The organism is Microcoleus sp. S36b_A4 (assembly GCF_036700645.1).
Classification (GTDB): domain Bacteria; phylum Cyanobacteriota; class Cyanobacteriia; order Cyanobacteriales; family Microcoleaceae; genus Microcoleus.
The window spans coordinates 1-25,249 of sequence record NZ_JAUBPI010000093.1; the positions used below are offsets into that span (position 1 = coordinate 1).

General features: G+C 44.9%; 16 protein-coding genes, 1 tRNA gene and 1 pseudogene. 13 read left to right on the plus strand and 5 right to left on the minus strand.

Translation table 11 applies throughout. The features are described from left to right. The first annotated feature begins 473 nt into the window (after positions 1-473). From QUA03_RS23285 to QUA03_RS23295, 3 genes are all read left to right on the plus strand, one after another. Positions 474-1,718 carry a transposase gene (locus QUA03_RS23285; protein WP_333215375.1) on the plus strand — a complete coding sequence of 415 codons (1,245 nt, stop codon included), beginning with the start codon at positions 474-476 and terminating at the stop codon, positions 1,716-1,718. A 102-nt stretch (positions 1,719-1,820) separates the two neighbouring features. Further along, on the plus strand, positions 1,821-3,296 hold the full coding sequence (gene glgA, locus QUA03_RS23290) for a glycogen synthase GlgA (protein WP_333215377.1): 1,476 nt from the start codon (positions 1,821-1,823) through the stop codon (positions 3,294-3,296). A 670-nt stretch (positions 3,297-3,966) separates the two neighbouring features. Next, positions 3,967-5,016, plus strand: coding sequence for a Fe(3+) ABC transporter substrate-binding protein (locus QUA03_RS23295; RefSeq protein WP_333215379.1), 1,050 nt, complete (start codon positions 3,967-3,969; stop codon positions 5,014-5,016). A gap of 65 nt (positions 5,017-5,081) precedes the next feature. Here the strand turns inward: QUA03_RS23295 and QUA03_RS23300 are convergent, their stop codons facing one another. Together QUA03_RS23300 and QUA03_RS23305 are read right to left on the minus strand one after the other, a co-directional pair. Continuing rightward, entirely contained in the window at positions 5,082-5,582 is a 501-nt protein-coding gene (locus QUA03_RS23300; protein ID WP_333215381.1) for a pentapeptide repeat-containing protein, read from the minus strand. Between the two features lie 50 nt (positions 5,583-5,632). After that, positions 5,633-7,354 carry an iron ABC transporter permease gene (locus QUA03_RS23305; protein WP_333215383.1) on the minus strand — a complete coding sequence of 574 codons (1,722 nt, stop codon included), beginning with the start codon at positions 7,352-7,354 and terminating at the stop codon, positions 5,633-5,635. A gap of 126 nt (positions 7,355-7,480) precedes the next feature. On the opposite strand from QUA03_RS23305, the gene QUA03_RS23310 reads away from it, so the two are divergent. The 4 genes from QUA03_RS23310 to QUA03_RS23325 all read left to right on the plus strand — a co-directional run bounded on the left by QUA03_RS23310 (position 7,481) and on the right by QUA03_RS23325 (position 9,778). Then, complete coding sequence (locus QUA03_RS23310) at positions 7,481-8,569, plus strand: ABC transporter ATP-binding protein (RefSeq protein ID WP_333215385.1); 1,089 nt, start codon at positions 7,481-7,483, stop codon at positions 8,567-8,569. A 177-nt stretch (positions 8,570-8,746) separates the two neighbouring features. Then, positions 8,747-8,822: transfer RNA gene (locus QUA03_RS23315), tRNA-Cys, on the plus strand. A gap of 17 nt (positions 8,823-8,839) precedes the next feature. Continuing rightward, positions 8,840-9,547, plus strand: coding sequence for a hypothetical protein (locus QUA03_RS23320; RefSeq protein ID WP_333215386.1), 708 nt, complete (start codon positions 8,840-8,842; stop codon positions 9,545-9,547). A gap of 72 nt (positions 9,548-9,619) precedes the next feature. Further along, the gene (locus QUA03_RS23325) at positions 9,620-9,778 is read left to right on the plus strand and encodes a type II toxin-antitoxin system HigB family toxin (protein ID WP_333215388.1); all 159 of its coding nucleotides are present in this window, start codon (positions 9,620-9,622) and stop codon (positions 9,776-9,778) included. Between the two features lie 325 nt (positions 9,779-10,103). Here the strand turns inward: QUA03_RS23325 and QUA03_RS23330 are convergent. Both QUA03_RS23330 and QUA03_RS23335 read right to left on the minus strand, forming a co-directional pair. Next, positions 10,104-10,190, minus strand: a pseudogene (locus QUA03_RS23330) (Uma2 family endonuclease); the annotation flags it as partial. Positions 10,191-10,359: 169 nt separating this feature from the next. After that, on the minus strand, positions 10,360-11,130 hold the full coding sequence (locus tag QUA03_RS23335; protein ID WP_333215390.1) for a TerC family protein: 771 nt from the start codon (positions 11,128-11,130) through the stop codon (positions 10,360-10,362). 338 nt (positions 11,131-11,468) lie between these two features. On the opposite strand from QUA03_RS23335, the gene psaM reads away from it, so the two are divergent. Together psaM and QUA03_RS23345 are read left to right on the plus strand one after the other, a co-directional pair. Then, positions 11,469-11,564 carry a photosystem I reaction center subunit XII gene (gene psaM, locus QUA03_RS23340; RefSeq protein ID WP_190660159.1) on the plus strand — a complete coding sequence of 32 codons (96 nt, stop codon included), beginning with the start codon at positions 11,469-11,471 and terminating at the stop codon, positions 11,562-11,564. A 285-nt stretch (positions 11,565-11,849) separates the two neighbouring features. Next, positions 11,850-12,266 carry a slr1601 family putative cell division protein gene (locus QUA03_RS23345; RefSeq protein ID WP_333215391.1) on the plus strand — a complete coding sequence of 139 codons (417 nt, stop codon included), beginning with the start codon at positions 11,850-11,852 and terminating at the stop codon, positions 12,264-12,266. Between the two features lie 223 nt (positions 12,267-12,489). Here QUA03_RS23345 and ctpA read toward each other — a convergent pair whose 3' ends face one another. Next, on the minus strand, positions 12,490-13,728 hold the full coding sequence (gene ctpA, locus QUA03_RS23350) for a carboxyl-terminal processing protease CtpA (RefSeq protein ID WP_333215393.1): 1,239 nt from the start codon (positions 13,726-13,728) through the stop codon (positions 12,490-12,492). A gap of 200 nt (positions 13,729-13,928) precedes the next feature. Between ctpA and QUA03_RS23355 the strand changes: the two genes are divergently transcribed. From QUA03_RS23355 to QUA03_RS23370, 4 genes are all read left to right on the plus strand, one after another. Beyond that, positions 13,929-14,825 carry an AraC family transcriptional regulator gene (locus QUA03_RS23355; protein WP_333215395.1) on the plus strand — a complete coding sequence of 299 codons (897 nt, stop codon included), beginning with the start codon at positions 13,929-13,931 and terminating at the stop codon, positions 14,823-14,825. 339 nt (positions 14,826-15,164) lie between these two features. Next, positions 15,165-22,523 carry a S8 family serine peptidase gene (locus QUA03_RS23360; protein ID WP_333215397.1) on the plus strand — a complete coding sequence of 2,453 codons (7,359 nt, stop codon included), beginning with the start codon at positions 15,165-15,167 and terminating at the stop codon, positions 22,521-22,523. A 246-nt stretch (positions 22,524-22,769) separates the two neighbouring features. Beyond that, positions 22,770-23,831 carry a calcium-binding protein gene (locus tag QUA03_RS23365; RefSeq protein ID WP_333215399.1) on the plus strand — a complete coding sequence of 354 codons (1,062 nt, stop codon included), beginning with the start codon at positions 22,770-22,772 and terminating at the stop codon, positions 23,829-23,831. A 661-nt stretch (positions 23,832-24,492) separates the two neighbouring features. Then, complete coding sequence (locus QUA03_RS23370) at positions 24,493-25,200, plus strand: Uma2 family endonuclease (protein ID WP_333215400.1); 708 nt, start codon at positions 24,493-24,495, stop codon at positions 25,198-25,200. The last annotated feature ends 49 nt before the right edge of the window (positions 25,201-25,249 follow it).

Here is a 25,249-nt window from a genome sequence, read left to right on the forward strand (position 1 = left end):
CGCTGGTATTTATAATTATGAACTTTTTTTGAAGACAAACTAGCGCTCGTCTGAGACTTTCGCAAGAGGTCTATTAGTATGTGAAAATGATGCTATGGGTTTGGGTTGAGTTATTCACAGCGACAGGAGATACGATCGCTCAAAAGGAATGGATTTGACAAATTAGTTTGATTTTTGCAAAATCTGGAAACACAGGCGATCGATTACACTTGGGCACATCAGGGACACGGCACTGCCGTGTCCATAACTGTATTTTAAGCAACAATCCGATCGCCCAAATCCGTCTCAACATCCGCTATCAGCCCGTATTTTCCCTGTATTCCCAATGGCCGACTTGCTTATCTGCGTAGAAATCATCATAAAATATGGGTGGAAACCCCATCCTTCTAGGACGGCTTTGCATTTTTGCCACAATTTAAGCAGAAAGCTGAGAGGTTTCGCTGTAGAATAGAATATGCAGCGAGACCAATAGAATGTACCTGACTCAAAAGAACCAAATCCGCAATCTAAACAAGTCTGAGTTTTTGGCACTGCGAGAGTTGTGTCGTCTTAGCAAAAATCTCTACAATGTAGGGCTTTACACTGTTCGACAATACTACTTTCAGGAGCGCAAACACTTGCGTTACGAATCTGCCTACCATCTGTGCAAAGAGAACGAGAACTATCGTTTGCTAAACACGGATATTGCTCAACAAACTTTGAAAGTAGTAGACAGAACGTTTCACAGTTTCTATGCCTTGATTAGCGCTGTTAAATCTGGCAGCTATCAACCGAAGGTGAGATTGCCTCACTACTTACCCACAGATGGCTACTTTGTATTGATAATTCCTCGGATCGTGGTTAAGGATGGACGGTTTAATGTACCGATGTCCAATGCTTTCAAGAAGCTGTTTGGAGCGGTATCTATTCCATTCCCGGAGAGACTCAATCCTGAAGCTATCAAAGAAGTTCGGATACATTCTAAGTACAATGCTCGATTCTTTGAAGTCGAGTTTGTTTCCCAGGTTGAACCAGAACCTGTTGAAACAGTCGTTGATAGCGCTCTTTCGATTGATTTTGGATTGGACAATTTGGCTACTTGCGTTGACACCAATGGGGCATCCTTTATTGTGGATGGTCGTAAACTTAAATCTATTAACCAGTGGTTAAACAAAGAAAATGCCAGATTGCAATCTATCAAAGATAGACAAAAGATTGAGCGTCTCACTGAGCGTCAAGCTAGATTGCTTGTCAATCGAAACAATCAAGTTAGGGACTATCTCAACAAAACGGCAAGGCTGATTATTGACCATTGCATTGCCCATAAAATTGAGCGCGTGATTGTCGGGTTCAATTTGGGCATGAAGCAGGAAATCAATATTGGCAGTCGCAACAATCAGAACTTTGTCCAAATTCCTTTTCACACTTTGAGAGGTAAGCTGAAATCGCTTTGTGAGCGTTACGGCTTGCTCTACCTTGAACAGGAAGAATCGTATACAAGCAAGGCTAGCGCTTTGGATGGTGACGATTTGCCCGTCTACAATGCCGACAAACCACCAACTTACCAATTTTCTGGCAAGCGTGTTAAGCGCGGATTGTATCGGACTTGGGAAGGACATTTGATTAACGCTGATTGTAATGGTGCTGCAAATATTGGCAGAAAAAGTAAGCAGAATGGTTTTACCGGACTGTCTAGAGGCTGTTTGGCACAGCCATTACGAATCAAGATCCACGCTTGATTGCGGTTCTTAAGAATCCCTCCGCTTCAGGCAGGGGAGTGTCAAATACTTTGTCAAGTTAAGAAAATATTTTTTTGATTCATCCAGGAGCGAGAAAAAAAAATGTACATTGTACAAATTGCCTCGGAGTGCGCCCCCGTCATCAAAGCAGGGGGTTTGGGCGACGTAGTTTACGGTTTGAGTCGGGAGTTGCAGAATTCCGGTCACTGCGTCGAGATTATTCTACCCAAGTACGACTGCATGAGGTACGACCACATTTGGGGACTTCACGAGGCTTACCGGGATTTGGCTGTGCCCTGGTACGGCGGCGAAATCCTTTGTGATGTCTTGTGTGGCTGGGTGCACGGGCAGTTGTGTTTTTTCATCGAACCTCGCTCTCAAGATAACTTTTTTAATCGTGGCTGTTATTACGGGTGCAATGACGACAATATGCGGTTTGCATTTTTCAGCAAAGCCGCTTTGGAATTTTTGCTCAGAAGCAACAAGCGTCCCGATGTGATTCACTGTCATGATTGGCAAACTGGTTTGGTTCCAGTCATGCTGTTTGAAATTTACAAATACAATTGGATGGAAAATCAGCGAGTCTGCTATACCATTCACAATTTCAAACATCAAGGCATGGGAGGTAGCGATATTTTGAATGCAACGGGTTTGAATCGAGAGGATTATTATTTTGATTACGATCGCCTCCGAGATAACTTTAACCCTTTTGCTATCAACTTTATGAAAGGTGGTATTGTTTACTCGAACTTTGTCACCACAGTTTCGCCACACCATGCTTGGGAAGCTCACCTCGGCGAGTGTGGCTACGGTTTGGGCCACACATTGCATTTATATCAAGATAAGTTTCGCGGGGTGCTCAACGGCATCGATTACGATGTGTGGAATCCGGATAGCGATCGCTATATTCCTCACCACTACAATCAGAAGGATTTGGCAGGAAAAGCGAAAACTAAAAAAGCTTTGCGCGATCGGCTGTTCCTGCGCGATGCTGATAAGCCTATTATTACCTTTATCGGTCGTTTGGACGACCAAAAAGGCGTTCATCTCGTTCACCATGCAATTTATTACTCTCTGAGTAAGGGAGCGCAATTCGTGCTTTTGGGTTCCGCGACGGAAGCGGGAATTAACACGCATTTCCAGCACGAAAAATACTTTTTAAATGACAATCCAGACTGCCATTTAGAACTAGGTTTTAATGAAGAACTGTCGCACTTAATTTATGCCGGTGGGGATATGATTGTGGTTCCCAGTAATTACGAACCCTGCGGGCTGACTCAGATGATCGGGTTGAGGTACGGCACTGTTCCTGTGGTGCGGGGAGTTGGCGGTTTGGTGAATACTGTGTTCGATCGAGATTACGACACCCGCCACCTCCCGGAAGAACGCAACGGTTACGTATTTTATCAAACCGACTACTCGGCTTTAGAGTCGGCGCTCGATCGGGCGATCGGATTGTGGTATGACTATCATGATGAATTTGAAAAACTCATGCTTCAAGGCATGAATTGTGACAATTCGTGGAAATATCCAGCTAAAGACTATGTGGAAATTTACGAGTTAATTAGACACAAATAATCCGTAGGAGGCCAGTGTGCAACTTACTAACTGTAGGTGTGCACTGGTAGCCCGCGTCTTAGTGGCTGTTGAGCCTGGTTGCGAAGTCGGGCATTTGATACATGGCGGTGACGCGAATCGCTTGGGAGATGGCTGTTGCTTTTTTTTGGGCGCGCGAGGTTGTTTAAAGAATCTTTTTAAATTTGGCGTTGCATAATTGCGGCATGATTTGGATTTTTTGTGTGGGATGGGCTCTGTTCGCGCGAAGGCGTGTATTTTCATCGCAGGCGGGACACCCTACAATAATCATGCTCAAATTTAGCAACGCCAAATTTTTGACCTAATCGGCGGGCCATAACACAATACGCTTGGGTTAAGGAAAATTGTAGCGAAAATGTTGGGCGGAGTGAAACGGAGGGTTCGTTACACGGGCCCAACCTACGCACGATCGGTTTTTTTAGCACTAATTGAACCGTATTGGGCTATAACAAAGTCTTTTCGGAAAAAAACTGCCGGTTGAGCGAAGTCGAGACCGGATTTCTGACCAGCAGTGCGTCAGCCCTAAAATAGTTACGATCTCGATCATCAAATAAGAATTATTTGCATTAATATAGTAAAGCACTGACTATAGATGGCTGTAGAGAGACCATCGTGTCAATTACCAGATGAAAAAATCTATCATTATAGAACAATGAGCATTTCTCGGCGTATTTTTCTTGCCAGTGGTACAGCAATGGCTGTCGTGGCCGTGGGGGAACTAAGCAAAAAAGCCCCTGTCGCAGCCCAAACCGGCACTCTCAACCTTTATTCAGCACGTCACTACGATACTGATAATGAGTTGTACCAAAGCTTCACCAAAAAAACTGGGATCAAGGTTAACCTCGTTGAGGCGGATGCTGACCAACTAATTGAACGGATCAGAAGTGAAGGTGCAAATAGCCCTGCTGATGTTTTCATCACGGTGGATGGTGGACGTTTGTGGCGGGCCAAACAAGCAGGTATTCTGCAACCTGTTTCTTCAACAGTCCTGACATCGGCAATTCCAGCAAGTTTGCGAGATCCTCAAGGTTTCTGGTTTGGTCTATCGCGCCGGGCCAGGGTGATTGTTTATAACAAAAGCAAGGTGAACCCTGCTCAATTGTCAACCTATGAGGCGCTGACAGAACCTCGGTGGAAAGGCAAAATTTTAGTGCGATCGTCCACTAATATCTATAATCAGTCTCTGGTTGGGGCTATGTTAGCAGCTCATGGAGCTCAAAAAACAGAAGCTTGGGCGCGAGGATTAGTCGCTAATTTTGCGCGTCCTCCAGAGGGAAATGATACGGCACAAATCAAGGCTGTTGCTGCTGGGGTAGGCGATCTTGCCATTGTTAATACCTATTATGTAGCTCGCTTAATGAAATCCAAAGATCCAGCAGAACAAGCGATCGCGGCGAAAGTAGGTGTATTTTTCCCCAACCAGCGCGATCGGGGTACCCACGTCAATATTTGTGGTGGTGGTGTAGTCAAAACCTCCCGTAACAAAGCAGGCGCGACCAAATTCTTGGAACACCTAGCCAGTCGCGAAGCGCAACAACTTTTTGCTAGGGGTAATTACGAGTACCCTGTGATTTCAGGTGTGGCGATCGATCCTGCCGTTGCCAGTTTTGGTACATTCAAATCTGACCCTCTCAACCCTGATGTGTTTGGGAAAAATAACCCTGAAGCTTTAAAGATTTCCGATCGCGCAGGATGGAAATAGAGGCTTTTTGAACAAGAAGCTACTCTTTGTGATTCGGCGGTTGAAACCGCCGAATCCAATCAACTTTAATTTTTAATTTTACCATCTGGCATTATAGCGCCTTTCAGGTTTGCCCCTGTCAGGTTTGCCCCCGTCAAATCAGCACTATTTAAGTCAGTTTCACTTAAATTGGCATTACTAAGATTGGCATTATTCAGTTTTGCCCCTCGCAAAAAAGCCCCCTTGAGATTTGCATTCCTCAAATCAGCATTTGTGAGATCAGCAGAAAATAAACCTGCTTTTTCCAGAGAAGCACCTTTTAAATTTGCACCTTTGAGATTGACGCTATCGAGTAAGGCTTCATTAAGTTTGACCTTTTCTAGCACAGCCCCTTCTAACTTAGCACCATTGAGATTAGCGCTTGTTAAATCGATGTCACTTAACTTGGTATCAGTTAGGTCACATCCTGGACATTGCTTAGTTTTTTGTAATGTTTCGAGGGAACCTGCGACCTGTTTTTGACATCCAAAGGTGACAAAAACAGTAAGTAGTAAGAAGAAGATTGTGCCAGTAGTGCGGGTAAACATTGGTGAATTTTTATTAATCATCTGGATTTGTAAAGGGATAATGTTAACCTTTAACTGTTAACCGTTAAATCTGTTGAAGACTTGCGCGATCGCGCAATTTTCCAACTTAATAAAATAACCGGTAACATCCCCACTAAAACAATTGCCAATGCTGGGCCAGAAGCTTCAGCCAATCGCTCATCTGAGGCAAGTTGATAAGTTCGCACAGCCAAGGTATCAAAGTTAAACGGTCTAATAATTATAGTAGCAGGTAACTCTTTCATTACATCAACGAATACTAACATCATGGCAGTTAGTAGACCTCCGGTCATCATTGGTGTATGAACTGTAACTAAAGTTTGCATCGGGCTATAACCCAAACTTCTCGCCGCATCATCTAAATTAGGCTTAATTTTGCTCAAACTTGACTCTACCGCATTTAAAGAAACAGCTAGGAAGCGAACTATATAGGCAAATACCAAAGCTGCGATCGTACCACTTAACAACAAGCCTGTAGAAATTCCCCAGTTTTCACGCATCCAACTATCAAATAGATTGTCCATTTTTCCAATGGGAACCATAATCCCCACTGCAATCACAGAACCAGGTACAGCATAGCCCATTGCCGCAACTCTCGTTCCTAACTGCACTCCTAAATTAGGATATAACCGTAACCCATAAGCCATAATCAAGGCAATAACTACGGCTAAAATTGCTGTCAATGTTGCCAAAATTAAACTATGACGGGCAAAGATCCAAAAACGTTCATCTAAAGTGAGTTGCCAATTAGCTAAGGTCAACTTTACTAAAAGACTGGCTGGCAATAAAAAACCCAAAAACAGCGGCATTAAACAAGCAATTACCGCTAAAATTTCCCTAATTCCTTTAAGCTGATAAGTCTGTAATTGGCGATATCGACTGCTAGCTTGATAATATTTAGTCCGACTGCGAGACCAGCGTTCTAGTAAAATTAAACCCAGAACAAATAATAATAGCAGGGCAGCTAATTGATTGGCTGCAATTCGTTCTCCCATGCCAAACCAAGTCCGATAAATACCTGTGGTAAAAGTATCAACTCCAAAATACTGAACAGTTCCATAATCGTTGAGAGTTTCCATCAAAGCCAGTGCTAAACCTGCAACAATTGCAGGTCTTGCCATTGGTAAGGCAACTGTCATAAAACTCCGCCAAGGGCTACAGCCAAGTATTCTACTAGCTTCTAGGGTACAAGTGGATTGCTCCAAAAATGCAACTCGTGTTAATAGGTAGACGTAGGGATATAAAACTAAGATTAGCATTAAGATGGCTCCAGGGAGCGATCGCACGTTAGGAAACCAATAGTCTCCATAACTCCAGCCAAAAATATAACGCAAAGCAGTTTGAACTGGACCGGAAAATTCTAAAAAGTCTGTATAAGTATAAGCTAGGACATAAGCTGGGGCCGCTAAGGGTAACAGTAATGCCCATTCAAATATGGGACTGGCCCGAAAGCGACACATTGTTACTAGCCATGCACATCCTACGCCAATCACGACAACACCAAAGCCTACACCGATCATTAACAATAAAGAGTTGACGATATAACGGGTTAAAACTGTATCGGTTAAATGTTGCCATGTATCTTTAGCTTCAAAAAAGATACTGGATAAGACACTGATGACTGGTATGGCGATCGGCAATGCTAAAGCGATAACCGCAAGTGTCCACCCACTAGCCGATAAACCGCGTAAGGTCGATAGCCATTGGATTGTCCTGATTCCTGTTTGCTGTAGTGATTTTTGGGAATTTTTCATCGCTAGTAAAAAGTTTAGCTTGCTATTTTATCAGTAGGTGTAAACATTTGTCAAGGCTTTTTGATAATTAATCTCACTAAACTGGTATATTGTAGAATAGTAAGTTGTTGATTATTTATAGCAATAATGGCTCGACCGATAATTCTGCATTTGGATGGTGTAACAAAACAGTATTCCCAAGCTGCATCACCTGCGGTGGCATCTGTCACCCTGACCTTACATCAGGGAGATATACTGGGGTTGTTGGGGCCATCGGGTTGTGGGAAAACAACGTTGCTGCGGTTAATTGCTGGTTTTGAACAGCTACAAGCAGGGACGATCGCCCTAGCAGGGAAAACTGTAGCCAGTGTTAATATGTCAGTCGCGCCGGAACAGCGAGACATTGGTATGGTGTTTCAAGACTATGCACTCTTCCCCCATTTGACAGTCGCGAAAAATGTAGCTTTTGGCTTGACACATCAAGGAAAAGAGTCAAAGCATCATATTCAGAAAGGTGTCACCGAAGCATTAGCGCTGGTGGGATTAGAAGGATTGGAAAACCGTTATCCCCATGAATTATCCGGGGGTCAGCAACAGCGAGTGGCCCTGGCCCGTGCTTTAGCCCCTAGACCTGCGATTATTTTACTAGATGAACCGTTGAGTAATTTAGATGTACAAGTACGGTTAAGATTGCGTCAAGAAGTCCGCGAGATTCTTAAAGCAACTGGAACATCTGGTGTATTTGTCACGCACGATCGCGAAGAAGCACTTTCGATTTCAGATTGGGTAGCGGTGATGCGTCAAGGCAAATTAGAACAGTTTGGCACTCCAGAGGAAGTTTATCAAGAACCAGCATCTCGATTTGTGGCTGAGTTTGTGACGCAAGCTAATTTTGTGTCTGCATCGCTGAAGCAGGATTTTTGGGAAACAGAAGTAGGTTGTTTTGCTGTTAAAAGAGATTCATTTGTAAAAGTTCCTTGTGATGTTTCTACTGAAGGAGAATTGATGATCCGGCAGGAAGATTTAAGTTTATACTTAGATGAAGATTCGGCTGTTGTGATTTGCGATCGCCAATTTTTAGGTAGAGAAAATCGTTATTGTTTAAAAACTCCTTCTGGCGAAAAGTTATATGCACTCACAACCACAGGAAATGTTTTTCCCATTGGTTCTAAAGTTCGGTTATCTTGTGGCGATAATTCTCCCTTAGCTTTCTTTGTCGGTAAGCCTAAGCCATAGCTAATGACTAATTGCTAATTGCGAAAAAATCCTCTCCCTCTTCCCATCTCCCAGTCTCCCCCTCTTCCTTCTTCCTTATTTAACAGGACTTACGCAGGCACACTAGATTTAGGGTGCCGAAAAATTGCAATCGCCTACAACTTCTTCCGATACATGATATAATGGGCTAGAGAACATGGGGGTAGCATAATATGGCTAATGCGACTCATTGCATAAATGATGTAGATGGAGGTTCGATTCCTCCTTCCCCCCACAGATATTTTCTTGGTTATGACAAATGAGGAAATCTTGGAGCTTTATAAGCTGCAAAGCTGTAATGTAAGAAAGTTAAATCAAGTCAAGGATAGTCTAATTAAGGATATAAACTTTTACCTAAGAAAATCAGATGACTTTCAGGTAGAGGTAAAAACCAAGCTTTTAGCTATTCTGTATGTTGCTTGGTCTGAAGCTCAATTTATTCAAATAGTTTACACTCCCTCCGCATTTTCTCCACCAGAAATTGACGATATTAAGAAGGCTAAAGATAATAACGGAATTTCTGAGGGATGGAAAAAGATGGTTGATTTAGCTCTACAAAAGGTTGGAAAATGGTCAAAAAACTCAGACTTGCAAAATAGAAGGAAAAAACTCTTTGAAATTATTAAAAATTACATATATTCTCCTAGTCTTTTGAGAAACAAAATTGCTCATGGGCAATGGTTTCATGCTTTGAATAGAGATAATACTGCCGAAAATATCGACTTAACGAAGAAGTTGGCAGAACTGGATTCTGTAGAACTAGCTAAGCAATTTGAAGTTCATAAATACTTAGGTTTAATTATCCGAGATTTAGTTCAATCCCCAAAGAAAGGTTTTCATCAGAACTATTGGGTTCACATGACCACCTTAGAAGACTATCTTGATAAAAGCCGAAACTGGAACATTGAATCTAAAAAATCTAAGCTATTCTTGAAGCCTATAAATATTAAAGATAACTGATTACTCATGTATCTTCTATGAGCACCAAAGCATCTTAATGCTTGCGTCGGTAGAAACGGCGACCCTCTTGTAATGCCAGCAAGCATCATTGCAAACAACAGTGTCGTTTTCAATATCAAAGGCAACAGCTATCGGCTGAGTGTGGAAATTCGCTATGACATTGGTATTATTTTCATCCGATTTATTGGCACTCATGCTGAGTATGACAAAGTAGATGCAGAAACACTCTAAACAGAGGAATAAAAATAGCTTTTTTAAGTGCGACGAGTAAGATGTTTGAGTCGGATGGTGGGCCGAACTCGATTAAGAAAAGGAGATTCCGACGGGGAGTAAGAAGGGGTGGAGATACATGAGCAACTTGCAGTATTTTGTTGTTATATGTTGATGCAAAAGTGTGGGTTGCTGCTGAATGCAACCGTTATATTGTTTCCCGACAGGTTAATGCGATCGCCTACAACCTCTTCCCCTCGCCCGCCTTATTTCCCTAAAGCCTCAAAAAATACAGCAACCACCAAGGCTAAAATCAGATCTGGATCGATCGCCAATATGCCACCAACCCCGTCAGCAACAAATTCCCCTCGCTATCCCACCACCGTAACCATTGCTGAGTCTGATTTTGGTAACTGCCTTCCCATAGGGCCAAGTTTAGTTCCATAAGTTCGATCGGCTAGTGAAGGAAAGGATCTTACAAAATAAAAGCCCTTCATCCCCAGACTAAAGTCACCGGGATGAAAGGCTTTTGCACGTTTTAACCAGCCTTCAATCTGGTTGGTTTGACAGATTTAAGCTAATTTTATTCAAATGAAAGTATCTTAAATTTCGGACTTCTGTCCTTGCGATTCTGGCACAGCAACTTCTGAATCCGGCTGATTCAGAGCCATTTCTAGAGATTTTGCAATCTCGACTGGCTCAGGAGTACGCTTAGAAAATCCCCAGACAAACATCAAGACGATACTGGAAACTAGCAGCCATTGCGGAGGAACTAAATCGGGATTAATTACTTTCACCAACAATCGCATTCCCACGAACCCAACTGTGATGTAACCAGCACTTTCTAGGTGAACGAACTCATCCAGCCAGCGGATGAACAACCCGGCCATGAATCGCAGGGCAATAATTCCAATAGTAGCGCCTGTTACGACGATAAAAGTGTTATCAGAAACAGCGATCGCAGTAGTAACGCTATCCAAAGAAAACGCTAAATCCGTAAAAGCAATCATGGGAATTGCTTGCCACACAGACGCAAATCTGGGCCCGTGATGTTCTCCTTCGGAGTCTGTCTCTGAAGTAAAATGTTGGAAAACAAGCCACAGCAGGTAGAGAGCACCAAGCAGCTCAAACTGCCAGTATTGGATCACCCAAGTAGCCGTTAAAATTAGGGCGATCCGCAGTACAAAAGCAATTATCAAACCCAAGTTGAGAGCTCTTTGCTGATCCTTGGCATCTTCCAAACCTTTAGAAATAGACGCCAGGGCGATCGCGTTGTCAGCCGAAAGTACAGCCTCCAAAGCCACCAAAACCAACAATAATAAAAAGCCGTCAACTCCAAAATTGGGTGAAGCGTCGAGAAATTGATCTAGCATTAACTATTTTGTGCACCTAAGATTGGCAAGGGTCGAGCGCAGCGCAAATTACCCGCTCTGTCTAACGTTAGTGTCACCTTCCTTTAAATCTTAACCTAACGCGGTAATTCTGTGGGAGGCGATCGTCCGAACAAGATCCCAAGCAAGCAGTCCCAGGAAACCAGGAAAAATTCTCCCCCTCCCACACTCAAAAACAGCGCCACTGGGCCACTGCGCCACTAAGCCACTCCCCCCCGGACGCACCATTTGTGTTGCAAGTTGTAACAAATGATTCCCAAAAGTGCCAATTTGTCTCAAATTGGTGAAAGCTCGTACCCGCGAAAAGGAGTTTTGCGAATATGTCTTTAACAGATACCCAAGTCTACGTAGCGCTCGTAATTGCTTTGATTCCCGGAATCATGGCTTTCCGGCTGTCAACTGAACTGTACAAATAGTTTCCAGACATCAGTTGCGAACCGCACAACGCCTGCCTGACCAGTTAAATCTCTCGCTTTACAGATACAGACAATTGCTGCCCCAGTGCAGTAGATTGTTTGTGTTCAGCAAGACGACACTGCAAGGGCAGGCATTTTTATGGGAAAATTCCGTCTTCAGGGGTCACCTTTGTCTCAACAATTTTGGCTATCAGCACCCTGACAAACAGCGGCGAGTGTGCGTTAAGCTCAGAATTTGCTCTGTTGAACTCTAAAACGTCAGTCTCAGGTATTTGAAAAAAAATTATGCAAGCGATTCAACCCCCCGTTACCCCACTGCGTCCTGTAAAAAACTCCCCTCGGGTTACTCCTCGTCGCAGCAGCAGCCGCCAGCGTTCCTACCCTCACCAAACTCTCGCGGCCGAAACAGGCGTCAAGTTGGCAGTCAACATGGTACTTTCAGTCTGTGCCACTTCTGCTTTGCTTCAGCTTTGGCCTCACTACCGGGCGGTGCAAGAAAAATTGCACGAAATCCAAGCTGAAGTCAATCTTACCCAAGGGCGAGTAAATCAGTCGCGATCGGACTTTAACCGCTACTTTGACCCTAGTCTTGCTAAAACTGTGATGCAAGAGCAAAGCAACCAAGCTGACCCGCAGCAGCGTCCGGTGATTTTGCAAGAAGTCGAGGTTCCCGACGCCGAGGAATCAACCCCCCAACCTTAAGGGAATGGCTGTTTTGGGTTTTGATATCACGTCCGATGTGCATCATTCTTGTATGTCATTGGTTCGCACAGCGAAGAATGACAGATGAATCTGTCGGACGTGATATCACTTTTGAATAAAAGAGTTTTTAGGATTATTCTTGTCTCTCGTGGCGAAGCAAACGCAGAGACAGACAGACCTGCGTATTGTCACCTATTGCAATCTCAAAACTTCAAACTCAGGCTTATACTGACTTTGCCAGCACGGTTTTTTCTTTCAGTAGTTGCAGTGCAGCTTGATATTGCAAGTCTGCTGCGGTGCCGATTTGATCGCGCGCGATGGGTTCCAAAGGTACTACGCGATCGGGCGCAATCCCCAGCTTGTTAATATCTTTATGGTTAGGCGTCTCGTACTTAGCAACAGTCACAGCCAACCCGGAACCGTCAGACAAATCAAACAGGGACTGAATCAGTCCTTTGCCAAAAGTCTTTTCTCCTACCAGTTGAGCTCTGCCGTTATCTTGCAGCGCACCCGCCAAAATTTCGCTAGCACTGGCAGTTCCCTTGTTCACCAAAACAATCAGCGGATCGTTAGTTAGGGCTTGTCCAGAGGCTTCAAAGCTGCCGAGAATGCCTTGTCTGTTCACCGTGTAGACGATCGTCCCGGAATCGAGCCACAGGCGGGCAATTTCAATCCCCGCTTGCAACAGTCCGCCCGGGTTGTTCCGCAGGTCGAGAATGTAGGCGGCGGCTCCTTGTTTTTCCAAGCGGTCGATCGCGTGAGCGACTTCCTCAGTGGCGTTAGCGCTGAATTGACTCAAGCGAATGTAGCCCAGCGGCAAATTCTCCGAGGCCGACTGCAATTCGGCGTAAACCGGATTCAGAGCAATGCGATCGCGCACTAGCTCAATGTCCTCAGCAACGTCCCTTCCCTCGCGCCCCAAGGTCAAGGTAACGGGAGTGCCGATGCGGCCGCGCATTCGAGTTGCTGCTTCGTCTAGGCTCAATTCAGAGGTAGGAGTGCCATCAATTTTTAGAATGCGATCGAGGGGTTGGATACCAGCTTTATCTGCCGGTGAGCCGGCCAAAGGAGCCACCACTGTCAGAGTATTTGTCTGGGGGTCGATCGCAATTTGCAGCCCCACACCCGTCAATTCTCCCGAAGTGTTGACCTGCAAGCTGCGGTACTGTTCGGGTTTCAGCAGTCGAGTGAACGGGTCGTCGAGTTTCGCCAGCATCCCCTGAATCGCCGTGTAAGTCTGCTGTCTGTCGTTAAGCGGTTCCTTGACAGCTTTTTGGCGAATCGACCACCAGTTTTGAGAGTTGAAGCTGTCGTCCACATAAGAGCGATTGACAATTCGCCAAGCTTCGCTCAAAAGCTGCTGTTCAGGAGTCAGCGCCGCCGCAGGCTGCGCCCACGCGCCCAGAACCAGGACGACTTGGAGGCAAAGTACAATAGCAATCTGGAAAACTCGTCTGTGCATGATTTTTCTGTAAAATACCAGTAAGTATTACATTTTATGTATTTTAGGTTTGTACGCTGGGAACGCTGTTGCAGATTTAACTCAGATTTGTTTCCCGACGGTCAGTCCCGAAGGCACTCGGATGCTTAGAAGAATCCTCGCCGTAGAACGGCGAGGATTTGTCAACTACAAAATAGCAACTCGTCCAGTCGGTGCCAGCTATGTCCCCACAGAAACCATTAATTCTTGATTTTGCCAAGACAGACGCGATGAAAGTGATTCTCCCGCGCCCCGCAATCCTGTCGAGTCACGGCGCAAAGTGGCAAGGAATTCATGTCGAATATCACTGTCAGCCACCAAACGAATGCCCCGAACACTGTCTCGAACAGCACACGGTTGGCTTGATGCTCAATCCAGCAACACTAAAAGGAACAGTGAACGGGAAAAACTGCGGTAGCGAATCGTGGCAAAGTGGGCAGATTTTCATCGCTGCTGCTGGTACTTATTTCCAAACAGTTGCAGCCGGAAACTATGAATTTCTGGCGATCGCTCTTGAACCTACCGATTTCGACAATACAGTTGGCGAATCGATCAATTCAAATCCCATTGAAATTATACCGCAATGGCAAACCCGCGATCCGTTGGTTCACGGAATTGCCTGGGCTCTCAAAACCGAACTGGAATCAGGCGGATTAAACGGTACTCTTTATATCGATGCACTGAAAAACGCGCTTTCACTGCACATACTGCACCGCTATGGCGCGAAAAAACCTAACCGGCGAGATGTGGGAGGCGGTCTTGACCCCGGCCAATTGCAGCTAGTTATTCACTACATTAATGAATTCATAAACCGAGATTTGCACTTAAGTGAACTTGCTAATTTAGTGAACATTAGTTGTTATCATTTCAGCCGTATGTTTAAACAATCGACTGGATTCACCCCCCATCAGTACGTGACCCAGTGCCGAATTGAAAAAGCAAAAGATTTGTTAAAAAAACCGAAGTTATCAATAAAATATATCTCCCAGCAAGTCGGATTTCACGACCAAAGTCACTTTAGCAAGACCTTCTGCAAAATTGTCGGTTTTACTCCTAAGCAATATCGCGATCGGCTTTAACAAAACTCAAGCCTCAGTCACATTAAAAGCAGTTTGTACTTGCCAAGTATTTTTGCCTAGGGCTTGCGGGGATTCAGAAACCGGGTTTTTTACCCGATCGGGAAACCTGTATATTTTGGTACAAAACCCGGTTTCTTTGGTATTTAGGCGTAAGTTTTGTCGTATAAAAACCCCAGCCCGTCGGCGCTGTTACAATTCTTCATCAAATAGGGATAAATTCCGCAAGAAAATTATATTTTTCCCAAGTTTTCCGCAAGAATTTACAATACAGCAGAGGTGGTGCTTTTGTACACTTGCTGGCATTACATAAACCAGAAGTATCAGCTAGGTAAATTAATCATGTCTACTTTCAGTACCGGTACCAACTTTCCTGCCGGCACAAGTCCCCAATCCTTCACTGCCGAAAACTGTAATAACGATAACATTCCAGACTTAAATATCCCAGACTTAGGGATCGCCCCAACGGCTGTTTCCCTAAAGTCAATGACTCAGCTTTCCTCAAAAGCGATCGCATTTATCGATGCTGCCGTCCCCGACTGTCAAACATTAATCGACGGCATTATCCCTGAAACCGAAGTAATTAAATTAGAAACTAACCGCAACGGCCTCGAACAAATTGCCGAAGCTTTGCAGGGAAGGAAATTTTCAGTAATTCACATTATTGCCCACGGAAAGCCCGGTTCTTTGCAACTGGGCAACGTTGAATTGAATTGGCAAAAGTTGAGAGATAGCACCGACAATTTTGTCAAAACAGTTAAAGAATGGGCGGGCGGGCTGACACAAAATGCCGAAATTTTGCTCTACGGGTGCAATGTTGCCAAAGGAAATATAGGGAAAGAATTTGTAAAAAACCTGAGTCAACTAACAGGAGCAAATGTTGCCGCTTCTAATAATTTAACAGGTTGTGCGGCCAAAGGCGGCGATTGGGAATTAACAGTAACAGCGGGGACAATTAAAGCTGGGATTGTATTTCTGCCAGAAGCGATCGCAGCTTACAACCACGTTCTCAATACGTTTAGTTCTCCTAATAATTTTAATGCGGGAACCAGTCCATCCTTTGTTGTGGCTGGCGATTTCAATACCGATGGCATCTTAGATTTAGCTGTTGCTAACCCCACCTCGGGTAAGGTTTCTATTTTACTGGGAAATGGTCAAGGAGGGTTTAACTCTGGAACTGATTTGACTCCGGTATTGGGGCCTACCGCGATCGCAGTTGGCAATTTTAACGGGGATAACTTTTCCGACTTAGTGATAACTTCCGCACAAGGTGTCGAATTTAGCAGCATTTATATCTTTTTAGGATCGGGTAATGGCAACTTTAACAGTCCGGGATTTTTGACTGCCATCGAAAATCCTAGCGCGATCGCTGTCGGCAATTTTAATGCTGATGATTTACTCGACATTGCCATTACTCAATCCAGCGGCAATGGTTTTGTACCTGAAGGCAATGTTGGCATTTACTTGGGAACGGGACAAGGCGGTTTTTCCACTCCTGTTACTGTGAATGTTGGGCAAAGTCCCAGCGCGATCGCTGCGGGAGATTTTAACAGCGACAATCTACTCGATCTCGCCGTCGCCAACCGAAATTCTAATAGCATTACCATATTATCGGGAATTGGTCAAGGTAGTTTTGGCAATCCGACTAATATTAATGTCGGTCAAAGTCCGAGTGCGATCGCAGTTGGAGATTTGAACGGCGACAATTTTCTCGATCTCGCGGTAGCCAACAGCGGTTCTAACAGCATCTCAATTTTATTTGGAACAGGAAATGGCAGTTTTGGCAATCCGACCAATATTAATGTTGGCTTAAACCCAAGTGCCATTAAAATTGGCGATTTTAATGGCGACAGTAGAGGAGATTTAGTTGTTAGCAACAGCGCTTCTAATAACGTTTCAATTTTGGCGGGAAATGGAACTGGCGGTTTTAGCAGTGCGACTAACTTTAGCGTTGGAACAAATCCGAGTTCTCTGGCGATCGCAAATTTCAATGCGGACGACAGACTCGATATCGCAGTTGCTAACAGAGGTTCTAATAATGTTTCAGTTCTCTTGAATTCACCGAACACAATTAATTTCGGTACGGCTACTTTCAGCGGAACTGAAGGGGATGCAGATACAGTCGTTAATATCCCCGTTACTATCAGCGGCGGCACTCCTTTTGCTGATGTCATTGTACCCATTGTCATCGACCCCAACAGCAGCGCTACCGAAAATTCTGACTACACCATATCGCCGACTTCCGTAACTTTTCCCGCAGGTGGAACAAGTACAGAACAAAATATTGCAGTCACTATTAAACCGGACAATATCGCTGAGAATGCAGAAACAGTCATTCTCAACTTTGGTACGATCGCAGGTGACATTGCAGGGACGACAAATCAAGCGACCCTAACTATTCCCAGTAACGACACTGTTTCTTATGCCGTTTCCACCGCTGTAGCTGCGGTAGCTGAAGGCAATACGGGAACTGTATCCGTTACTTTTACCGTTACTCGCAGTGGCGGTATAGGTGCAGCCAGCAGCGTCAATTATGCGATCGCTGGAACTGCTACAAACGTCAGCGATTACAACAATATCGGTGGCACTTCCGGGGCAACTGACGTTAATGGTACGGTTAATTTTGCTGCGGGCGAGATATCGAAAACGATTACTTTGGATGTTTTGGGCGACAGTGCGATCGAAGCGGATGAAACTATTACTGTCACCTTATCAAATCCGATCGCACCAGGCCCGACTCCAACAATTACAACTGCTAGTGCGACAACTACTATTACTAATGACGACACTGCTGGAATTGCAGTCAATCCCGATAGCGGATTAACGACAACAGAAGCAGGAGGAACAGCAACATTTACTGTCCAACTCAACTCTCAACCAACTGCTAACGTGACTGTTGGCTTAAGCAGTTCCAATGTTGCCGAGGGAACAGTTTCTACACCCTCGCTGACATTCACTCCCGGCAATTGGAGTGCGCCACAAACAGTAACTATTACTGGCGTTGACGACAATATTGCAGACGGCAGTCAAACTTATACTATTTTCACTGCGGCTGCTGTTAGTACAGACAGCAATTACAGCAATTTCAATGCTGCCGATGTCAGCGTTACAAATAGCGACAACGAAACTCCCGGCATTACCGTTAATCCCACAGCAGGATTAACTACAACAGAAGCCGGAGGTACGGCTAATTTCAGTGTTGTCCTCAACACTCAACCTACGGCACCTGTTACTGTCGCTTTAAGCAGTTCTAATCCTGCAGAAGGAACAGTTTCTACTAATACCTTAAGTTTCACTCCTAATAACTGGAATCAGGCGCAGACGGTAACGGTGACAGGTGTTGGCGACAATATCGCTGACGGCGATATTGCTTACACTATTGTTACTGAGGCTGCTGTTAGTACAGACAGCAATTACAACAATTTCAATCCCTCCGATGTCAGCGCTACTAACAGCGACAGCGATACAGTCGGCGTTACCGTTAATCCGGCCAGTACCACAGCAGTAGAAGGCGGTGCAACGGGAAGTTATACACTTCAGCTAAATTCGCAGCCAACCGCGCCCGTAACAGTCAGCTTTGACGGGGGAAATCAAATAAGTGCGATCGCTCCCATTAGTTTCGACGCTACTAATTGGAATATTGCCCAAACTGTAACTGTGATTGCGACGGATGACACAGTTGTAGAAGGTACTCACACCGGCACAATCAATCACGCCGTAACAAGTACCGACGCGAAATATAGCGGAATTGCGATCGCGCCTGTCACTGTCGCCATAACTGATAACGAAACTACGCCAACACCAACACCGCCAACACCGCCAACACCACCGACACCAACACCACCGACACCAACTCCGCCAACACCAACTCCAACACCAACTCCAACACCAACACCAACTCCACCAACACCAACACCAACTCCACCAACTCCAACTCCACCAACTCCACCAACACCAACGCCAACTCCACCAACACCAACACCAACACCAACTCCACCAACACCAACACCAACTCCACCAACACCAACACCAACTCCACCAACACCGCCAACACCAACACCAACTCCACCAACACCAACTCCACCAACGCCAACTCCACCAACGCCAACTCCACTACCGCCAGTAATCATGCCGCCGACGATACCTGCTGGCATTACTGTCGATCCGACATCAGGATTAGTCACCACAGAAGCGGGAGGTAAAGCAACATTTACAGTCAAACTAAATACTCCGCCAACTGCTGATGTCAGAATTGATTTAGAAAGTTCCAATCCAGTAGAAGGCATAATTTCTCCACCATCGCTGAACTTCAACTTTGCTAATTGGAATCAAACGCAAACGGTGACGGTAACTGGTGTTGATGACAAGGTTGTTGACGGTGATAAAACTTACAGGATTGTTACTAAACCTGCTGTCAGCAACGATCGCAATTATTCCGGTTTAAATGCAGCAGATGCGATCGCGGTCTCTATTGATAACGATCGATCGAATGATAACGGCGGTCAATTGCCACCAATCGATCCTGTCACTGGTTCACAATACAAACCAGGCGAACTTTTAGTGAAACTGAGACCCGGTGCAAGCAATGATTTTCTAGGCAATTTTCAAGCTAATGGAGAGATAGCGCTAGAAAACCTAGTACCATCAAGCTCCCAATTTGACTCCACACCCAGTCCATTAGATCGGTGGCGAATTGTCAAATTTTCTTCAGAATTAGATTTGCTGCAAATTCAAGAAAACTTAGCTCGAGATCCCAACGTAGAGGCAGTAGAACTGAATTACCAAGGTTCCTATGATTTCATACCAAACGATACCAGATTTAGCGAACTGTGGGGTTTAAATAATACTGGATTAGAGGGAGGCACATCAGATGCTGATATCGATGCCTCGGAAGCTTGGGATAGTCAAACAGGTGACAGAAGGATAATTGTTGCAGTTACGGACAGTGGCGTAGACTATAACCATGAAGATTTAATAGCCAATATTTGGACTAACTCGGGAGAAATTCCTGGCGATGGTATTGACAACGACGGTAACGGCTACACAGACGATGTTCGCGGCTATGACCTTTATAACAACGACAACGATCCAAGTGACGATCTCGGTCACGGAACCCACATTGCTGGAACCATTGGTGCAATTGGTAATAACCGCATTGGCGTTACTGGAATTAACCATAATGTTAGTTTGATACCTTTGAAGATTGGCAGTCGCCTAAGACCAGATTTAGTCTCTATCACCAGAGGGATTCATTACGCTACCACTAAGGGTGCAGATGTCATTAATGCTAGTTGGAATGTTCCTGACTCTAGAGCTTTATTTGACGCTCTCAGTGAAGCTAACAGTGCAGGAGTTATCTTTGTTGCAGCAGCAGGTAATAACAGCTCTAATAATGACATCAGACCTTCTTACCCAGCTAACTATGACCTTCCCAATGTTATTTCAGTTGCAGCAACAGATCGCAATGACCAACTAGCATTTTTCTCCAATTTTGGAGCCAGTACCGTAGACTTAGGTGCGCCCGGAAGAAACATTTTGAGCACAGTTCCCGGTAATAACTACGGTTTCTATGACGGAACTTCAATGGCAGCACCCCACGTAGCAGGTGCGGCGGCGTTGCTGTTAGCCCAAGATCCAACCTTGACTGTCGCCCAACTAAGAAACTCTATTCTCTCAACAGTTGACCCGTTGCCTTCTCTCGCAGGCAGAACTGTTAGCGGAGGACGTTTAAATCTTCGCAATGTTCTCAATCCTGTCAACCGTCCGCCAGTCTTAAATATTCCGTTCCGGGAACAAGGTTTGAGTTTGCAACCGGGCTCGAGTCCTCAATTGCAGTTTACTTTTCAAAACGACACTTTCATCGATACCGATCCGGGCGATACCTTAACTTATACAGCAGATTGGTATGAAAATGTCACCAACTTTGAGTGGCGAAATGTCAGCGGAGGACGATCGCCAATTCCGACAAGTTGGAGTCGCATTAGCCCCTTACCAACTGGCATGAGTTTCGATCCAGCTAGCCGTACTTTCAGGGTTGATGATAGCTTGCAGCGCAATCGCAACTACTGGATTCGAGTAGCAGCAAGGGATGCTGCTGGTGCATCGGATATAGCATTTTTCGATCTTTATAATCGAGGTCGAGGTTCTGTTATTGACGGCTACATCGCTGGGGCTACAGTTTTCTTAGACGCTAACAAAAATGGCGAACTTGATGCTGGCGAACCCTCTGCAACAACTGGCCCAAAAGGTGAATACGAACTCGATATTTCCTTGGAAAATTTTGACAAAAATCGCAACGGCGAACTCGATCCAGAGGAAGGCAATATTGTTGCTTTGGGTGGCATTGATACTGCTACGGGTTTGCCTTTGGAAACGCCTGTCACTGCCCCGCCTTACGCTACTGTTGTCACCTTGTTAACCAGTTTAGTAGCAGATTTAATTGACAAAGGAATTGACAGCGATCGCGCCGAATCTCTCGTCAAATCTGCTCTTTCAATTCCCGCTAATGTTGACATCACTGACTTAGATCCGATCGCAGCTACCGAAAACGCGATCGCGGGTGGGGTAGAAACTTTGACTGCAATGGTCAAGGTACAAAACGTCATTACCCAAACTGCGGCTTTAATAGACGGTGCGTCGATGCTGGAAAATACCGACACCGTAAAAGCAGTTGTAAGTGCGATCGTTCAACAAATTCAATCGGGGACAACTCTCAATCTCAGCGATCCCAACCAGTTAGCAACAATTGTCGATCGCGCCGCCACAGCAGCGCAACAATTTGACTCGGATTTAAACACTCAGCAATTGTTGCAAATTGCCCCGGATGCAGCTAAGGTAATGGCCGAAGCAAATCAGCGCATTGACCAAGTTGTATCCAACACTGCAACAGCTTCAATTAACCGAGAAGTTGCCCGCGTGCAAAAAGTAGCCCTAGGCGCAACCTCTGAAGACTTAAAAGCAGTGGGTACAGGTACGAAATCGATCGCCCAAGTTATTGCCGAAAATACGGGTACTGCCTTAGATACCAAAATTCAACAAACGACATTGCCCGATACACCTGCTGTGGCGGTGATTGAAGGAGAAATAGATGCGATCGCAGCTAACTCCAATCTCACCGGCACTGACGGCGACGACAACCTCTCCGGCGACAGCGGCAGCGATACAATGGCCGGCAAACGCGGCAATGATACTCTCAGCGGTTTAGGTGGCAACGACTGGATACATGGCAATCAAGGCAATGATTCCCTCGACGGTAGCGATGGCGATGACACTGTTTACGGTGGCAAAGAAATCGATATTTTGTTCGGCAGTAATGGGGAAGATATCCTATTTGGAAATCGCGGTCAAGATAGCTTGAGTGGAGGTGAAGGCAATGACAGCCTTTTCGGCGGTCAAGCTAGCGATATTCTGCTGGGCGGTAACGGTGACGATTTCCTCAGCGGTGAAAACGGCGATGACAGCTTGATAGGAGGAAATGGGAGCGATCGCTTCTTAATTTCAGCCAATTCTGGCAGCGATATCATTTTCGATTTTGAACCAGGCATCGACTTCCTCGCACTTGCCGACAATTTAACCTTCTCGCAACTTTCTATTGTCCCTAGCAACAGTGCAACTTTAATCACCTTGACAGCAACAGGTGAAATTTTAGCTGCTATCAATGGCGTGACAGCCAACCAAATTAGCATCGCTGATTTCAGTTGAAAAATTAGGGACACAGGCAAATCTTGTGTCCCTACAGAAAATGGATTTTCTAGTAAGGACTTCAGTTCTCTGTTACAGATTTAGGTGAAGCAAGACTTGCATCCCTTACTACAAAATGTCAATCAGGACTAAAGTTCTTACAAAATCCAAAACCCAAAATTGAGTGGACGGGAACAATCCAATATCTCAAATCCAAAATCTCAAATTGATTGACTGTTGTGAAATAGTTTTCAGGAGGAAAATTTTATGGTAGTTATATGCGGTGACAATCTCGATAATTTATTAGTAGGTGGAATTGGCGATGATTCCCTGTGCGGGCTTGGAGGCAATGATACTCTATTTGGTTGGGGTGGTAATGACACTTTAGATGGCGGAGAAGGAAATGATAGTCTCGCAGGTGGAATCGGTAACGATCGCCTTTTGGGCTACTCTGGTAACGACAGTCTCAGCGGTGGCGAAGGCGATGACAAAATTGAAGGAGGTGCCGGGAATGATATTCTTGAGGGTGGCGAAGGCGCGGATTTAATCAGAGGAGAAGACGATAATGATAGTATCTTGGGAGGGTCTGGCAATGACTGTCTTATCGGCGGTCAAGGCAATGATACGGTGCTCGGAGGAGATGGAGACGATCTCTTGTTTGGTAGCTTCAACAACGACTTGTTAATGGGTGGCAAAGATAACGATCTCCTGTTGGGAGACAGTGGCAACGACACTTTAAGAGGTGACTTAGATAATGACTACCTTAACGGCAATTCAGGAGACGATTTGCTTGAGGGAAATGAAGGCAGCGACACCCTGATTGGCGGGCCGGGCAATGACACATTAGTGGGTTACAGCTTTTCATCAACTGGAGAACAAATAGATTATTTAATCGGGCAAAATGGAGCCGACATATTTGTTCTCGGTTCATTAAATGCCCGCCCTTACCTCTTCTATGGCGGTGAAGGTCGCCATGCCGTTATTGAGGATTTTAACCGGGTCGAAGGCGACAAAATTCAAGTTGTTGGTTTCGTACAAGATCGTAATGGTTCTAACTTCTTCTCTTACCGATTTGAATCTTATGATGACGGTATGACACGGGGAACTCGGATATTTGTCGGATCGGATTTAATCGCCGACGTTAAAAATGTTACAGATGTGAGTCCATCAGATTGCACGATCGTTTCGACTGGGTTTACACCGCCATCGCGAGACTTTCCATCCTTGCCATCTCTGCCGGGAATTCGCTTTCCGATACCGCCGCGTCCCACTCCTTTCTTGCCAATACTGCCAGTTTTTGTGGAAAGTTTGCTTTCTTTTCAATTGTGATTAATACCAATTTTTTATGAGGCTGCATAGAATCCGATCCCCCCTAGCCCCCCTTTATAAGGGGAGTATGGGGTGGGACAAGATTCCGATCAAAGTCAACCCCTGCTCCTATTATAAAGGAAGATTTAGGGGGATCGAGATATGTGCAACTTCACATTAAATTGGTATAAGTAAGTAGGTGAGAAAAAACCCAACTATGTTAAAAATGGTCTATATATCTTATTCTTACCCAAAAATTGTTCCGAAATGAATCCGATACAATTGGAGTGGCAACATATCAAAAAGACGAGCTAGCTGCGACATTTGTTTGAGGATGAATTAGAGCTGGCTTATGCCGTAATTAATGGGGTAGAAGCTAGAGAAAAAAAAAGGAAACTACCCTACAAAACGCATTCAATTTAGCTCCGGTCTGGTTACTTAATTTTTTGTTACATCGTTATAAACTTTCCCACCGACTTACTTATCTGATGGTCGATCGACCGAACATGATATGACAGGATTTATGGACGAGGCTCAAGGATAGGGGCAACCACGGGGGGATTGCTCCTACAGGATATAGGGGTAATGCGTAAGTCCCCATAAGATAGTGTTCGATCGAGTCCCGGTAACAACAACTGGCTTCGAGATACACTGGAGTCAATCAAAACGCATATATAATGCTATGCACCAAACTAATCCCCCCCGTCCGCCTTCGGAAACCATGCCGACGATGTACGATTTGCCCAGTGAAGATCCCAACGATCCGGATCTGCCAGAGCAATTTCATCCGCGATCGCCGAAAGAAACCATGCCTACAATGTACGATCTGCCGAGTGAATTAATAGGAGAATCAGGATTGCCAGACGAATTTCATCGCATTCAAGCTGATGGTTTGAGCCAAACCTGTCAACCACAAAATTGGCAGCCAGATGAGGTATTTATTGCCAGCGACCTGAATCTCTATTACGACCCCCGCCATCCCGGTTGGTACAAACGTCCTGATTGGTTTTTAGTTTTAGGTGTTTCCCGTTTTCAAGAACAGGAAAATTTACGCTTAAGCTATGTAGTTTGGCAAGAAGGAGTTAACCCATTTTTAATAGTTGAATTCCTCTCTCCCGGAACTGAAGAAGAAGATTTGGGACAAACAGTTAGAAGAGTCGATCGACCTCCGACAAAGTGGGAAGTATACGAGCAAATTTTAAGAATTCCCTACTACATTATCTACGATCGCTATCAAAACCAATTACGTGTTTTTCGTTTGAATGGCACTCGTTACGAAGCTTTATCTCTGCCAGATGGACGTTTGTGGCTGGAAGAAATGCAATTGGGATTGGGATTGTGGCAAGGTAGCTATCAGGGAACAGTCATTGGTGACAAGTTAAGACTGTAAGTCTTTTGTCAAGAGGCTTTTAGAGAATTGTTGAAAAAAAACTGGTCAG

Bases quoted from the DNA above. Each gene is read 5' to 3' on its own strand.
- QUA03_RS23285 (WP_333215375.1), top strand. From the start codon at position 474: ATGTACCTGACTCAAAAGAACCAAATCCGCAATCTAAACAAGTCTGAG.
- glgA (WP_333215377.1), top strand. From the start codon at position 1,821: ATGTACATTGTACAAATTGCCTCGGAGTGCGCCCCCGTCATCAAAGCA.
- QUA03_RS23295 (WP_333215379.1), top strand. From the start codon at position 3,967: ATGAGCATTTCTCGGCGTATTTTTCTTGCCAGTGGTACAGCAATGGCT.
- QUA03_RS23300 (WP_333215381.1), bottom strand. From the start codon at position 5,582: ATGTTTACCCGCACTACTGGCACAATCTTCTTCTTACTACTTACTGTT.
- QUA03_RS23305 (WP_333215383.1), bottom strand. From the start codon at position 7,354: ATGAAAAATTCCCAAAAATCACTACAGCAAACAGGAATCAGGACAATC.
- QUA03_RS23310 (WP_333215385.1), top strand. From the start codon at position 7,481: ATGGCTCGACCGATAATTCTGCATTTGGATGGTGTAACAAAACAGTAT.
- QUA03_RS23320 (WP_333215386.1), top strand. From the start codon at position 8,840: ATGACAAATGAGGAAATCTTGGAGCTTTATAAGCTGCAAAGCTGTAAT.
- QUA03_RS23325 (WP_333215388.1), top strand. From the start codon at position 9,620: ATGCCAGCAAGCATCATTGCAAACAACAGTGTCGTTTTCAATATCAAA.
- QUA03_RS23335 (WP_333215390.1), bottom strand. From the start codon at position 11,130: ATGCTAGATCAATTTCTCGACGCTTCACCCAATTTTGGAGTTGACGGC.
- psaM (WP_190660159.1), top strand. From the start codon at position 11,469: ATGTCTTTAACAGATACCCAAGTCTACGTAGCGCTCGTAATTGCTTTG.
- QUA03_RS23345 (WP_333215391.1), top strand. From the start codon at position 11,850: ATGCAAGCGATTCAACCCCCCGTTACCCCACTGCGTCCTGTAAAAAAC.
- ctpA (WP_333215393.1), bottom strand. From the start codon at position 13,728: ATGCACAGACGAGTTTTCCAGATTGCTATTGTACTTTGCCTCCAAGTC.
- QUA03_RS23355 (WP_333215395.1), top strand. From the start codon at position 13,929: ATGTCCCCACAGAAACCATTAATTCTTGATTTTGCCAAGACAGACGCG.
- QUA03_RS23360 (WP_333215397.1), top strand. From the start codon at position 15,165: ATGTCTACTTTCAGTACCGGTACCAACTTTCCTGCCGGCACAAGTCCC.
- QUA03_RS23365 (WP_333215399.1), top strand. From the start codon at position 22,770: ATGGTAGTTATATGCGGTGACAATCTCGATAATTTATTAGTAGGTGGA.
- QUA03_RS23370 (WP_333215400.1), top strand. From the start codon at position 24,493: ATGCACCAAACTAATCCCCCCCGTCCGCCTTCGGAAACCATGCCGACG.